Source organism: Usitatibacter rugosus, from assembly GCF_013003965.1.
Taxonomy (GTDB): Bacteria; Pseudomonadota; Gammaproteobacteria; order Burkholderiales; family Usitatibacteraceae; genus Usitatibacter; species Usitatibacter rugosus.
Map to the genome: position 1 here is coordinate 3727752 of NZ_CP053069.1, position 12817 is coordinate 3740568.

Annotated in this window: 10 protein-coding genes; 6 read left to right on the top strand and 4 right to left on the bottom strand. The window is 67.9% G+C overall.

The features are described 5' to 3' along the window. The first annotated feature begins 15 nt into the window (after window positions 1–15). From DSM104443_RS17555 to DSM104443_RS17570, 4 genes are read left to right on the top strand one after another with little or no spacing between them, the layout of a single operon-like run. The gene (locus tag DSM104443_RS17555; protein WP_171094563.1) at window positions 16–420 is read left to right on the top strand and encodes a hypothetical protein; all 405 of its coding nucleotides are present in this window, start codon (window positions 16–18) and stop codon (window positions 418–420) included. After that, a complete protein-coding gene (locus DSM104443_RS17560; RefSeq protein WP_171094566.1) occupies window positions 417–830 on the top strand; it encodes a hypothetical protein in 414 nt (137 codons plus the stop codon). The genes DSM104443_RS17555 and DSM104443_RS17560 overlap by 4 nt, the downstream gene beginning before the upstream one ends. Continuing rightward, window positions 827–1816, top strand: coding sequence for an ABC transporter ATP-binding protein (locus DSM104443_RS17565; protein ID WP_171094568.1), 990 nt, complete (start codon window positions 827–829; stop codon window positions 1814–1816). Before DSM104443_RS17560 ends, DSM104443_RS17565 begins: the two co-directional genes overlap by 4 nt. Beyond that, entirely contained in the window at window positions 1809–2834 is a 1026-nt protein-coding gene (locus tag DSM104443_RS17570; RefSeq protein ID WP_246232343.1) for an ABC transporter ATP-binding protein, read from the top strand. Before DSM104443_RS17565 ends, DSM104443_RS17570 begins: the two co-directional genes overlap by 8 nt. Before the next feature lie 62 nt (window positions 2835–2896). On the opposite strand, the gene DSM104443_RS17575 is transcribed toward DSM104443_RS17570, so the two are convergent. The 3 genes from DSM104443_RS17575 to DSM104443_RS17585 all read right to left on the bottom strand — a co-directional run bounded on the left by DSM104443_RS17575 (window position 2897) and on the right by DSM104443_RS17585 (window position 8214). Next, window positions 2897–5332, bottom strand: coding sequence for a putative bifunctional diguanylate cyclase/phosphodiesterase (locus tag DSM104443_RS17575; RefSeq protein WP_171094572.1), 2436 nt, complete (start codon window positions 5330–5332; stop codon window positions 2897–2899). 4 nt (window positions 5333–5336) lie between these two features. After that, window positions 5337–7586, bottom strand: a complete 2250-nt coding sequence (locus tag DSM104443_RS17580) for a S8 family serine peptidase (RefSeq protein ID WP_171094575.1) — start codon at window positions 7584–7586, stop codon at window positions 5337–5339. Between the two features lie 115 nt (window positions 7587–7701). Next, window positions 7702–8214, bottom strand: a complete 513-nt coding sequence (locus DSM104443_RS17585) for a GNAT family N-acetyltransferase (protein ID WP_171094577.1) — start codon at window positions 8212–8214, stop codon at window positions 7702–7704. A gap of 89 nt (window positions 8215–8303) precedes the next feature. On the opposite strand from DSM104443_RS17585, the gene DSM104443_RS17590 reads away from it, so the two are divergent. Together DSM104443_RS17590 and DSM104443_RS17595 are read left to right on the top strand one after the other, a co-directional pair. Further along, entirely contained in the window at window positions 8304–9272 is a 969-nt protein-coding gene (locus tag DSM104443_RS17590) for a L,D-transpeptidase family protein (protein WP_171094579.1), read from the top strand. A gap of 4 nt (window positions 9273–9276) precedes the next feature. Beyond that, entirely contained in the window at window positions 9277–9837 is a 561-nt protein-coding gene (locus DSM104443_RS17595; protein WP_171094581.1) for a M23 family metallopeptidase, read from the top strand. Here the strand turns inward: DSM104443_RS17595 and DSM104443_RS17600 are convergent. Next, entirely contained in the window at window positions 9834–12806 is a 2973-nt protein-coding gene (locus DSM104443_RS17600; RefSeq protein WP_171094583.1) for a ligand-binding sensor domain-containing diguanylate cyclase, read from the bottom strand. The genes DSM104443_RS17595 and DSM104443_RS17600 overlap by 4 nt on opposite strands. Window positions 12807–12817 lie beyond the last annotated feature (11 nt).

A 12817-nucleotide genomic window follows, 5' to 3' on the forward strand; every position in this document is an offset into this window, starting at 1 on the left:
AAAGCGAGGTGCCCCATGAAACACCAGCTCCTCATCGCCCTCCCGGCCGCGCTCCTCGCGGCCTCCGCCTTCGCGGGACAGTACGACCAGCCCTACTCGATCATCGCCACCGAGTACAAGCTCGCGGCCGATCCCCTCGAGCGCAAGGTGACGGTGAACCGCGTGGACGACGTGAACTCGCGCAACAACGAGTCCGTGGTCGGCCCCGGCAAGCATTCGGTCGTCGTGGACCTTCCGCCGCGCAAGGGCTTCAGCCTCGGCACGCAGAAGATCTTCGACCTCGAGACCAAGCCCTGCACGCGCTACTTCGTCGTCGCGAAGCTCGAGAACCAGGTCACGCAGGACTGGACGCCCGCCGTGAAGTACGAAGAAGAGATCAAGGAGTGTTCCGCCCGATTCCTGAAAGGAGGCAAGACATGAAAGTCCGTTACCTGCTGCTCGCCGTACCCGCGTTCGTTTCCGCCGCCGCTTTCGCGCAGAACCCGTATTCGCAGCCCTGGGCGCTGGTGGAGCGAGGCGATCCGTCCGACGTCCGCAACGAGTCGCCACTCGCGATCTCCAAGGTGGACGGCAAGACCACCCGCAACCCGCGCAAGAGCGACCCGCTCGCGCCGGGCAAGCATGTGATCACCGTGCACTTCGATTCCGCGAAGGGCGTCATCACCGACAACTTCCGCGAGCTGGAGATGGATCTCGAAGGCTGCACGCGCTACCGCATCGTGGCCAAGTACCCGTCCAAGCCCATCACCGAGTGGAAGCCGCACGTGTACAGCGAGCCCATCGGCGAGTGCGTGGGCAAGTTCAAGAAGAAGGACGAGCCGAAGAAGTGAGCTCCACCGCGCCGCTGCTGTCCGTCCGCAACCTCCGCGTGGAATTCAACACGCGGCGCGGGACGCTCGTCGCCGTCGACGACGTGAGCTTCGACATCGCCCCCGGCGAAGTGCTGGGGGTGGTGGGCGAGTCGGGCGCGGGCAAGTCGATCACCGGCAACGCCATCATCGGCCTGCTGGAGCCGCCCGGGCGCATCGCGGGCGGCGAGATCCTGCTGGAAGGCGAGCGCATCGACAACCTGCCGCAGGAGCAGATGCGCAAGATCCGCGGCCGTCGCATCGGCGCGATCTTCCAGGACCCGCTCACGTCGCTGAACCCGCTCTATACGGTCGGCCGGCAGATCATCGAGACGATCCGCACGCACCTGCCGATGAACGAGTCGCAGGCCCGCACGCGCGCGATCGATTTGATGAAGGAGGTCGGCATCCCGGCCGCCGAGCGCCGCATCGATCATTACCCGCACCAGTTTTCGGGCGGCATGCGCCAGCGCGTGGTGATCGCGCTCGCGTTGTGTGCGAATCCCCGCCTCATCGTCGCCGACGAGCCCACCACGGCGCTCGACGTGTCGATCCAGGCGCAGATCATCCAGCTGCTGAAGCGCCTGGGCCGCGACCACGGCACGGCCGTGATGCTGGTCACGCACGACATGGGCGTGATCGCGGAGACCGCCGATCGCGTGGCCGTGATGTACGCGGGGCGCCTGGCGGAGATCGGGCCGGTGCAATCCGTCATCCACGACCCGCAGCACCCGTACACCGTGGGCCTGATGGGCTCGATCCCGTCGATCGGCCAGGACGTGGAGCGCCTGCCGCAGATCGAAGGCTCCATGCCGCGCCTCACCGCCATTCCCCCGGGCTGTGCGTTCAACCCGCGCTGCCCGCATGCGTTCGATCGCTGCCGCGTGGAACGGCCGGACCTGATGCCGACCCCCGGTGCCACGCGGGCGGCGTGCTGGCTGCATGCGAAGGACGTCGTCCGTGCCTGACACCGCGATCCAGGTGAAGCCGCTCCTCGACGTCCGCGACCTCGCGAAGGACTTCGACGTCTCGCGCCCGTGGCTGAACCGCGTGCTGGAAGGCCAGCCGCGGCTGATCCTGAAGGCCGTGGACGGCGTGTCGTTCACCATCAACCGCGGCGAGACGCTCTCACTGGTGGGGGAATCGGGCTGCGGCAAGTCCACCGTGGCGCGCGTGATCTGCGGGCTCTATCCGCCCAGCCGCGGCTCGGTGAATTTCGACGGCGTGGACCTGGCCACGATCACGGACCGCAACACCATGCTGGCGATGCGCCGGCGGTTCCAGATGATCTTCCAGGACCCGTTCGCGAGCCTGAATCCCCGCTGGCGCGTGGGCAGGATCATTGCCGAGCCGATCCGCTCGCACGACCTGCTGAAGGACGATGACGCGATCAAGGCCCGCGTGGGCGAGCTGCTGCTGCAGGTGGGCCTCTCGCCGCTCGACATGACCAAGTACCCGCACGAGTTCTCGGGCGGCCAGCGGCAGCGCATCTCGATCGCGCGCGCGCTGTCGTCGAACCCGGAGTTCCTCATCTGCGACGAGCCCACGAGCGCGCTCGATGTTTCGGTGCAGGCGCAGATCCTGAACCTCATGAAGGACCTGCAGCGCGCCCACGGGCTCACCTACCTCTTTATCTCGCACAACCTCGCCGTGGTCTCGCACATCTCGAACCGCGTGGGGGTGATGTATCTCGGGCGCATCGTCGAGATCGCCGAGACCAAGACGCTCTTCAACCGCCCGCTGCATCCGTACACGCAGATGCTGCAGAGCGCGATTCCCGATATCAAGATGTCCGGCAAGTCACGCACGCCCGTCGCGGGCGAGGTGCCGAATCCGTTGAATCCTCCGACCGGCTGCGCGTTCCATCCGCGCTGCCCCTTCGCCAACGAGCGCTGCAAGGTCGAGCGCCCGGAGCTGAAGGACTACAGCGGCACCCTCGCCGCGTGCCATGGCGTCGAAGAAGGCCGCATTCCCGTCGCCAAGTAATAAAGGGGTCAGACCACTTTATTCAGATCGCTCCGAATAAAGTGGTCTGACCCCTTTATTGCTTACGCGGTGACGAGGGCGTGTTCGGCGAGGATGCCGCCGGCGCGCTCGGCGTTGACCGGGTGGGAGAGCAGGAAGCCCTGGCCGAACTCGCAGCCCAGCTCCTGCAGCAGCGAAAGCTGCTTCGCCGTCTCGATGCCCTCGGCAAACACCTGCTTCGAGAGCGCCTGGCCGAGCGTGAAGATGGCGCGCACGATCTCGCCGTTGTCGCCCTCCTCGCCCATCTTCTCGATGAACGAGCGGTCGACCTTCAGTTGATCGATGGGGAGCTTGGCGAGGTACGAAAGCGACGAGTAGCCGGTGCCGAAGTCGTCGATGCTGAGCGTGACACCCATGTCGCGGAGCGACGTGAGGGCCGCCAGTGTCTCGGGCGCGCCGTTCATCAGGATGCTCTCGGTCACTTCGAGCGTGAGTTGCGTGGGCAGGATGCCGGCTTCCGCGATCGCGCGCTGCACCTGGCCCACGAACTCGTGGTCGTTCAGCTGGAGGCTCGAAACGTTGACGCTCATGCGCAGGCCATCGCCGCCCTTGCTCCACTCGCGCATCTGGCGGCAGGCTTCGCGCAGCACCCAGTTGCCGAGCGGCACGATGAGCCCGGTTTCCTCGGCGAGCGGGATGAACGTGGCCGGCTCCATGATGCCGCGCTCGGGATGGCGCCAGCGGGCCAGCGCCTCGAAGCCATTCAGGCGCTTGTCCTTCAGCGTGTAGATGGGCTGGTAGTCGAGGTAGATCTCGCCGGCGCCCAGGGCGCGGCGCAATTCGGATTCCAGCAGCAGCTGCTCGGCCACGTGCTGGTGCAGGCTCGCATCGAACATGGCGTACTGCGCCTTGCCCTTCGACTTGGCCTTGTACATCGCGATGTCGGCGTCGCGGATGATCTGGTCGGAGCTCTCGTAACCGATGGTGCTGAAGGTGATGCCGATCGAGGCGCTGATCGAAACATCCATGGCGCCGAGGCGGAAAGGCTTCTGCAGCTCGCGCTGGATGCGCTCGGCGAGATCGGCCGCGTCGCGTTCCTTGTGCACGTCTTCCAGCAGCAGCGCGAACTCGTCGCCGCCCAGGCGGGCCAGCACGTCGGTCGGACGCAGGATCGCCTTCAGGCGCTTGGCGAGGTGCACCAGCAGCTCGTCGCCGGCCTTGTGGCCCAGCGAGTCGTTCACCATCTTGAAGCGGTCGAAGTCGAGGTACATGACCGCGAAGCGCTGCTCGGCGTGGCGCTTCACGCGCGCGATCGCGCGGTTCAGCTGCTCGTCGAAGTGCGTGCGGTTGGCGAGCTGCGTCAGGCTGTCGTGATAGGCGTTGTGATACAGCTCCGCCTCGGCACGGCGGCGGGCGCTGATGTCCTGCGCCTGCACGATGAGGTTGTGCGTGCGGAACTGCCAGTCGCGGGCGAGCGAGATGTTGAGCGACATCCACACGCCGTGGCCCTCGCGGTGCAGGCCGCGCACCTCGGGATGCACGGTCGCCACCGCCCCGGAGCGCAGCTCCGTCACGGCGGTGTTGAGGATGCGGCGGTCGTCGGGGTGCACGAGGCTGTGCAGGTTGGCGGCCAGCAGGTCGTTGGCGGGCCGGCCCAGCATCTCGCAGAAAGCCTTGTTCGCCTGGATGAAGCGGCCGTCCTCGGCGGACACGAGGCCCATGCCGATGGCGGCGTGCGTGAACGCGCTGTGGAAGCGGCTCTCGCTCTCCTTCAGCTCCGACATGTGGCGCTCGTCGTCTTCCATGCGCTGGAAGTACGAGTGCAGCGTGGTGAGGAACATCGCGATCACCGGGACCGACACCAGCAGCACGGCGAGGCCGAAGTGCTGGAAGCTCACGTAGAGCAGGCCCGCGATCGAGGCGCCCGAGATGTAGGCGAGCGCGATCCAGCGGAATTCCACGACCCACTGGAAGGGCGTGACCGCCTCGCGCTTCTTCAGCGCGAAGAGCATCGAGGTGAGGACGGTGTTCGCCGCGAAGAGCACCAGCGAGAACACCAGCAGTGCACCCATCAGGGCGCCGCTGTTGAAGCCGGCGGCCATGAGCTGGTCGCGCGACATCTCGAATGCCTTGGCGCAGATCAGCATCGCGATCGCGGCGAGCGACGGCGTGACGATGCGGCTCGTGGCGCGCTTCGAAGTGCGCCAGGCGCCGACGGCACCTTCGAGCGCGGCGGCCAGCACCGCGGCCGCGGGGCCGTAGAGCAGGAGCGCCAGGAAGATGAAGATCTCGGCGCCGCCGAGCGAGGTCTTGGCGCCGGGGATGCGAACCGGGAAGAGGCCGACCACGGCCGCGATCGCCGCGAGGACGAGGGCCTGGATCAGCGAGCTGTTGTCCAGGCGCGCGAGCGTCGCGAGCGAGTAGGCAATGGCGACCGTGCCCAGGCCCGCGACGATCCACCAGTAAGCCCGGGCCGCCGGGCTGTAGTCCTGCATGTCGATCAGGGGCCGGGAGCCCATGGGTTCAAGGTTCTCCATAGATGATCAACGTCGTGTTGCCAACCCGGCGTGCGCCGGACTCGCTCACGATCACTCCCTCCGAGACGATGACGCCTTCCGAGATGATCAGGCCCTCGGAAACGATGAGGCCCTCGGACACGATCAGGCCTTCCGAGACGATGAGTCCCTCGGAGACGATGATGCCCTCGGAGATGATGATGCCTTCGGACACGATGATGCCCAGGCCGCGCACGACGGCGTCCGAGACATCCTTGGTGAACATGAAGAGGCCGGTGCCCAGGCGCGGGCTGCTCACGCCGAGCAGCGAGGAGAGCACGCGCACGCCGCCCGAGACGAGCACCATGTTTCGCGGCGCTTCTTCCTCGAAGCCGGAGATCGGGCCGTTGTAGCTGAAGCGCTCGATGTCCGCGTAACGCACGCGATCGGCGACCCAGGAGAGCTGCGGATCGTAGACCGGCTGGTATTTCCGGAACAGGTCCTCGCCCGCGACGATGTGGCGGCCGCCGAGATATACGAAGCGGCTCCAGTTGACCGGGCGGCCTTCGATCATCGAGACCGGCGCGGGCATCGACTGGCCCGGGGCCAGGATCGAGTCGCCGGCACGCAGCGACCCATTGGCGATGCGCGTGTTGAGGTTGCTCGTGATCGCCTTCGACAACGCGATCGCGCCCGGAACGTTCACCAGGCCCGAACCCTGCTGGAGCAGGTTGGCGCCGGGCAGCGGCTCGGCGGTGTACTGGAGGATGGCCTTGATGATCGGGGGCGTGAGGCTGGGGTTGGCCTGCAGCATCAGCGCCACGGTGCCGGAGACGACCGGCGCCGAGAACGATGTGCCGCTCACCGTCATCAAGCCCGTGCCGAGGCCGCGCTGCACGACGAGCGCCGGATTGTCCCGGGCGAGCGACGACTGCCCGAGGCCGAGGATGTCGGTGGCGAGTGCGGCCGTGACGCGGTTGCCCGGAGCGACGAGCTCGGGCTTCAGGACGTTGTCGGGACGGCGGACGTCGTTGGCGTCGACCCAGGCGCCGCGCGTCGGGCCGCGCGAGCTGTAGAAGTTGACGGTGTCGTCGCCGCGCGTGCCGCTGTCGTGGTGGTTGTCGGAGCCGACGGTGATCGCCATGGGCTCGTTGCCCGGCGAGCTGATCGAGCCGTACACCTCCTGGCCGTCGATCAGGCCGTAGTTGCCGGCGGCCACGACCACGGTGATGCCCGCGGCCACGGCGTTGCGAACGGCGCGGCACAGCGGATCGGTGCGATACGACTCGGTCGAATCCGCGGCGAGGCTGATGTTCAGCACGCGGATGTTGTAGTCCTTCTGGTGCAGCAGGACCCAGTCGATGCCGGAGAGCGCATCGGCCATGTCGCCGACGCCGTTCTCGTCGAGGACCCGCACGTCGATGAGGGATGCGCCCGGGGCGATGCCCGTGCTGTCGATCGACGAGGAGAACGACTTGCCCGCGGCCACCGAGGCGACCATCGTGCCGTGGCCCTGGCGGTCGGGGAACGTGGCGCCCAGCGAGTTGATGATCGACTCGAGCTGGTTCAGCGTGCTGCTGCCGGGACGGATGTCGCGGCTGAAGTCGTAGCCGCCCTTCCAGTCGAGCGTGCCGAGCAGCGCGCCTTCGTTGATCTTGAGGAGGTCGACCGCCTTCTTCACGCGGGTCGAGCCGTAGGAGCCGCCGCCGAAAGCCTTGTGCGACGACATGATGCCGGAGTCGAGGAAGGCGATGCCCACGCCGCTGCCGTCGTAGCCGGAGCTGGAGCCGCTGCCACGCGTCTCGGAAGCGCCCGTGGCCTTCTCGAGCAGGCTCTTGGTGCGCGCCGTCATGCGGTTCGGGGAGATGCTCTCCACATCCGAGCGGCGGGCGATGTCGATCACCTTCGAGGCCGGCAGCATCGCGGCCACGCCGGTCACGGAGATATAACGGTAGTAGACGGACCCGCCCGCGGCGGTGATCGCCTGGCGGAGCGCCACGAGGTCGGGGTCGGTCGTCGCGACACCCATCACCAGGACCTTCACGAGGCGTCCGTTATAGGACTCCTTCGACCAGGTCACCCCCGCCATGCTGCTGGCGACGAGGGCCTGCTGGAGGTCCGGGGAGAGCTTGCGGCGCGCCTCGGAATAGGACGACGTCCACTGCGCGGATGCGGGGACGGACTGGAGGAGGATGGCGATGAGCAAGCCCGCGATGGAGAACCACCGCGTCTTGCCCAAACCGTTCACCCATCCCTGGAAACGTTTGAGGCTGGCCATCTTCGTGCTCCGATGCGCTGTGAGGTACAGCACACTTCGAGCCGAGATTAGTCCCCGCCTTAAAGGAGCCGTGTGCGATTTCGCACAACTGGGATTACACCCGTAGGTCTCAGGATTACGGCTGTAAGGAAGCGCCCGGGAGGTCCCAGTCCGAGGCCTTGAGGAGCATGCGAAAAGCCCCCGCGGCGGGGGCTTCGGCGGCCGTGGACAGGCGCCGGTCGAGCTCCGGAGCGGCGTCCAGGCGGTGGAAACCCAGCCTCCGGTAGACCGCCTGGGCCCGGGAATTCCCCTCCCGGACGGTGAGCCAGGTGAACCGGGCGCCGAGGTCGCCGAAGGCATGGTCCAGGTACCTGGCCAGCGCCAAGGTCCCGATTCCCTTGTCTTTTTCCGACACCAGCAGGCGCTTCACGTAGACGCCGGCGCCCTCGGCCCGGGCGTCGAAGGCGATCAGGTAGCCGGCCGGGAAGCCGTCGAACTCGATGATCCAGTGCTCCCGCTTCGGGCTCTGGATCGCGGCCAGGTGCTCGAGGTCGGTCCACTGGCCGATCGCGGCCACGTGGTCGTCGCGGCGTTCGAGCCCGGTCACGAACGGGAGGTCGGCCGCGGTCGAAGGACGGAGGGTCACCATGCCGGCGGAAGCATATCGCGCGTGCTGTCCTACGTCCGGATGGGGCGGCCAGTGACATCGGCGGACCCCACCCAACGCCAAGATGCGGAATGCAAAATTCCGCCCTTTCCGTCTTCCTCGCCGCGTCCCTCCTGGGGGCCGTTCCGCTGTCCCACGCCGCAGACAAGGCGCCGGCGAACAAGGCCTCGAACGAGTCCGCGCTTTCCAGGGGCGCCCACGGGCCTTCGGTCGTCCGTGCCCAGGTGCTGCTCGACCGCGCCTGGTTCTCGCCCGGCGAGATCGACGGCGGCTTCGGCGAGAACATGCGCCGTGCGGTCTCCGCGTTCCAGGAAGCGCATGGACTGAAGCGGACCGGACGAATCGACAGCGCCACGTGGCAGGAGCTGGGCGGCCGCGACGCCGAGTACCTCGCGACGTACTCGATCACGGCGAAGGATGCCGCCGGCCCGTTTGCGAAGGTGCCGAAGGATCCGATGGAGCGCGCGAAGCTGCCGCGCCTCGACTACGAAGACTTGACCGAAGCCCTCGGCGAGCGCTTCCACGCGAGCCCGAAGCTGCTGCGAGACCTGAACCGCGGCAAGAAGATCGAGGCCGGGACCGAGATCCGGGTGCCCGGCGTCGAGTCCGCCGCCGCCGCGCCCGCAAAGGCCTCGATGATCGTGCTGAACAAGAAGGAGCGCACGCTGGTCGCGATGACGCGCGACGGACGCCCCGCCGCGTTCTTCCCCGTCAGTCTCGGCGTACCGGAGTTCGAGCTGCCCGTGGGCACGCTGAAGATCGTGAACGAAGTGGCGAACCCGGAGTTCGACTACGACCCGGTGCTCCTCAGCGACAAGAACCCGAACCACACCAAGGTCTCGATGAAGCCCGGCCCCAACAATCCGGTCGGCGTGCTCTGGATGGGCCTCGACAAGAAGCACTACGGCATCCACGGCACGCCCGAGCCGTCGCGCGTCGGCCACAGCGAGACCAACGGCTGCGTGCACCTCACCAACTGGGATGCGAAGCGGCTCTCGGCGATCGCCTCCGCCGGCTTGCCGGTGGATGTGAGGGAGTAAGCGCGTGACGAAGCAGCACGGCGTGCGCGTCGCGGTGGCGCTTGCCGCCGGGAGCGCAGTCGCACTCACGCTCGCGTTCGCCGCGGTACCCGCCGCTCCGATCGACAAGGAGCTCGCCGAGAAATCCTTGCTGTTCCCCCTGCCGCTCGTGCAGTCCAAGGGCCTGCGCGACTCGTTCAGCGAGGGCCGCGGCGGGCACAAGCACGAGGCGGTGGACATCATGGCGCCACGCGGGACGCCGGTGCGCGCCGTCGACAACGGGCGCATCGCGAAGCTCTTCACCAGCGTGCCGGGCGGCAAGACGATCTACCAGTTCGATGCGACCGATACGTACACGTACTACTACGCCCACCTCGACCGCTATGCGGACGGCCTGGCGGACGGAGCGCTCGTGAAGCGCGGCGACGTCATCGGCTATGTCGGCAGCACGGGCAACGCCGCGCCGAATGCGCCCCACCTGCACTTCGCGATCTTCCGCCTCGGCGTGCTGCGCCAATGGTGGAAGGGCGAGGCGATCGACCCGTACCCGTATCTCGTGGTCGCCGCGAAGACGCCGGAGCGCTAGCGGACGCGGTTGCGTCCGTCCTGCTTCGCGCGATAGAGGGCCGCATCCGCTTCGGCGAAGAGGCCCGAGGCCGTACCGCCACCGGTGGGAACGTGCGCGGCCACGCCAATGCTGAAGGTCACCACCGGCGCAACGGACGATGCCGGGTGCGGGATCGCACGCGTCTCGATTGCAGCGCGCAGGCCCTCGGCGAAGGTCATGGCCTGTGCGTGGTCCGCGCCGGGGATCAGGATCACGAATTCCTCGCCGCCATAGCGCGCGGCGAAATCCCCCGCGCGGCTGGTCGCCTTGCGGATCACCTCGGCCACCGCGATGAGCGACTTGTCGCCTTCCGGATGGCCCAGCGCATCGTTGTACGCCTTGAAGGCATCGATGTCGGCGACCACGATCGCGAGCGGCGCCTGCAGGCGCAATGCGCGTCGCCATTCGCGCTCGAGCACCTCGTCGAGGTGCCTGCGGTTGGCGAGGCCGGTCAGCGCATCGGCGAACGAGAGACGCGAGAGATGCTCGTTCGCGATGCGCAGCTCCTCGGTCTTGGTCGCGACGAGGCGCTCCATCTCCGAGTGGCGGCGGCGGAGCTGGTGCGTGCGCAGCCGGAAGAGTCCCAGCGCCGCGGCCAGGAATCCGAGCACGGCCAGCGCCCCGAACCACCACGATTGATAGAACTGCGGGCTCACCGTGATGGGCAACGGCGCGGCGGCTTCCTGCCAACGCTTGCCGTCGGTGGTGGCTGCGACGAGGAAGCGGTACTTCCCGTGCGGCAGCGCGGCGAACGTGGCCTCGCGGTTCTTGCCGGCTTCCACCCACTCCGGCGTGATGCCTTCCATGCGGTAGCGGAATCGAACGCGGTCGGCGTTGAGCAGCGTGCCCGCGCCATAGTGGATCGAGAGCGCGGCGGGCCCCGGCGGCAGGACGATGTCCGCACCCGGCAGCAACGCCGCGCCGTTCACCGTCACCTCCTCGACGACGACGGCCGGCGGGTTGCCCGTGCCGGGAAGGCGCATGGGATCGACGATGACGAGGCCCTTGAGCGAAGGCAGCCACAAGTGCCCCTGGGCATCGATGGCGCCCGCGGACTGGAGGCCGCCAGCGAAGGTCGTGGTGCGAAGCGCGTCGCCGGGACCGAACCCCGTGGACTTCACCTTCCCCACGCGGCCCTCGACGAAAGCGTCCAGCTCCGAGCGCGACACGCGGTGGAAGCCGCGATTCGCGGTCATCCAGAAGTCGCCCGACTTGTCCTCGAGGATCACCTGCGCGAGGCCGTCCCAGAGGCCGTCGGCCACGCGGATGCTGTGGATGCGCCCGTCGCGGATGCGGTTGATGCCCTCGCCGTTGGTGCCGATCCACATCGTGCCCTTCGCGTCCTCGTACAGCGACACGATCCAGTTCGACGCGAGGCCGTCCTTGCGCGTGAGGGCATCGAAGACGCCGTTGCGATATCGCACGAGGCCGTCGCCCGGCGTGCCGATCCAGAGCGTGCCCTTGGCGTCCTCGAGCATCGTCGTCACGCCCTCGCGAGGAGCGCCCGGCTCGACGACCGCGACGAAGCGCTTGCCGTCGAAGCGTGCGAGGCCGCTCGCGGTGCCGGCCCAGAGGATGCCGCCGCGATCGCGATACATCGCGCGCACGTCCACGTTCGGAATGCCCTGGCGCAGCCCGAACGTCTCGATGCGGCCGTCCTTCCAGCGCGACACGCCACCGGTATAGGTGCCCATCCAGATCGCGCCGTCGCGATCCTCGAGGAGTGTCGAAGCCTCGTCCGACGCGAGGCCGTCCTTCCTGGTGATCGCGGTGACCTTGCCGCCCTCGATGCGATTCACGCCGCCGCCGGCCGTGGCCACCCACGTAGCACCGTTGCGCGCATGGATCACCGATCGCACGTTGTCGCCCGACAGACCTTCGGGCTTGCCGAACACGACGAAGGCGCGGTTGCTGAGGCGATTCAGCCCGCCGTGCCACGTGCCGGCCCAGAGGCTGCCCTCGCGGTCGACGTGCACGGACCAGATCTGGTCGCCGGACAAGCCGCCCGTGGCCGAGATCGAGGAGAAGCGGCCGCCGCTCATGCGGCTCACGCCCGATCCCCATGTGCCGATCCACAACGCGCCTGCCGTGTCCCGCGCGAGGTACGTGAGCTGGTCGGTGGGCAGGCCATCGGCCACGGTGTACGAGCGGATCTGCCCGCGGTCCACGCGCACGAGGCCCGCGCCCGCCGTCGCCGCCCAGATGCCGCCGGCCGGATCCGCGAGGACGTGCCTCACCTCCAGGTGCGGAAATCCGTTCTTCGGATCGAAGACCTTGAACTTGCCGGCGGTGAATGCGACGAGGCCGCCGCCCGTGGTGCCGATCCAGAGCGTGCCGTCGCGGTCGAAGGCGAGCGTGCGCAGGCGCCGGCTCGGCAGGCCATCGGCTTCGGTGTAGAGCTTGGCGGCGCCCTTCTCCCAGCGCACGAGGCCGTTCTCGGTGGCCGACCAGACGACGCCGTCCTTGTCCTGCGCGAAGGCCCAGGCACGCCGGCCCTCCATCAGCTCGTCGCCGAAGGCGCGCTCGAAGCGTCCGTTGCGATAGCGCGAGGCACCGCGGCTGTGGCCGATCCAGAGCGTGCCGTCGGCGTCTTCCATGAAACCGAAGATCGGGCGCGCCACCAGCTCCGGGATGGGCGCGGATTCGAAGGTCGCGAAGCGGATGCCGTCGAAGCGTGCGAGGCCCGCGCCGGTTCCGACCCAAAGGTAGCCGTCGCGGGTCTGGTACATGGACTGCACGGTGTTCTGCGGGAGGCCCTGCTCGGTCTGCCAGCCGTCGATCTTGTATTGCGTGACGGCCATCTGCGCGATGTCGACCGGGCTCAGCGTCTGCGCGCGGAGCGGCGAGGCGAAAGCCAGCACCAGCCCGATGAAGATCGAGGCCGTGCGTGCGCAAGAGTGGAGATACTTCGCGTTGTAGGACTTCAACGTCTGGTTCTGGTGTTGCACGAAAGGCGTCC

Coding starts and splice junctions, on each gene's coding strand:
- DSM104443_RS17555 (WP_171094563.1), top strand. CDS start 16: ATGAAACACCAGCTCCTCATCGCCCTCCCGGCCGCGCTCCTCGCGGCC.
- DSM104443_RS17560 (WP_171094566.1), top strand. CDS start 417: ATGAAAGTCCGTTACCTGCTGCTCGCCGTACCCGCGTTCGTTTCCGCC.
- DSM104443_RS17575 (WP_171094572.1), bottom strand. CDS start 5,332: ATGGGCTCCCGGCCCCTGATCGACATGCAGGACTACAGCCCGGCGGCC.
- DSM104443_RS17580 (WP_171094575.1), bottom strand. CDS start 7,586: ATGGCCAGCCTCAAACGTTTCCAGGGATGGGTGAACGGTTTGGGCAAG.
- DSM104443_RS17585 (WP_171094577.1), bottom strand. CDS start 8,214: ATGGTGACCCTCCGTCCTTCGACCGCGGCCGACCTCCCGTTCGTGACC.
- DSM104443_RS17590 (WP_171094579.1), top strand. CDS start 8,304: ATGCAAAATTCCGCCCTTTCCGTCTTCCTCGCCGCGTCCCTCCTGGGG.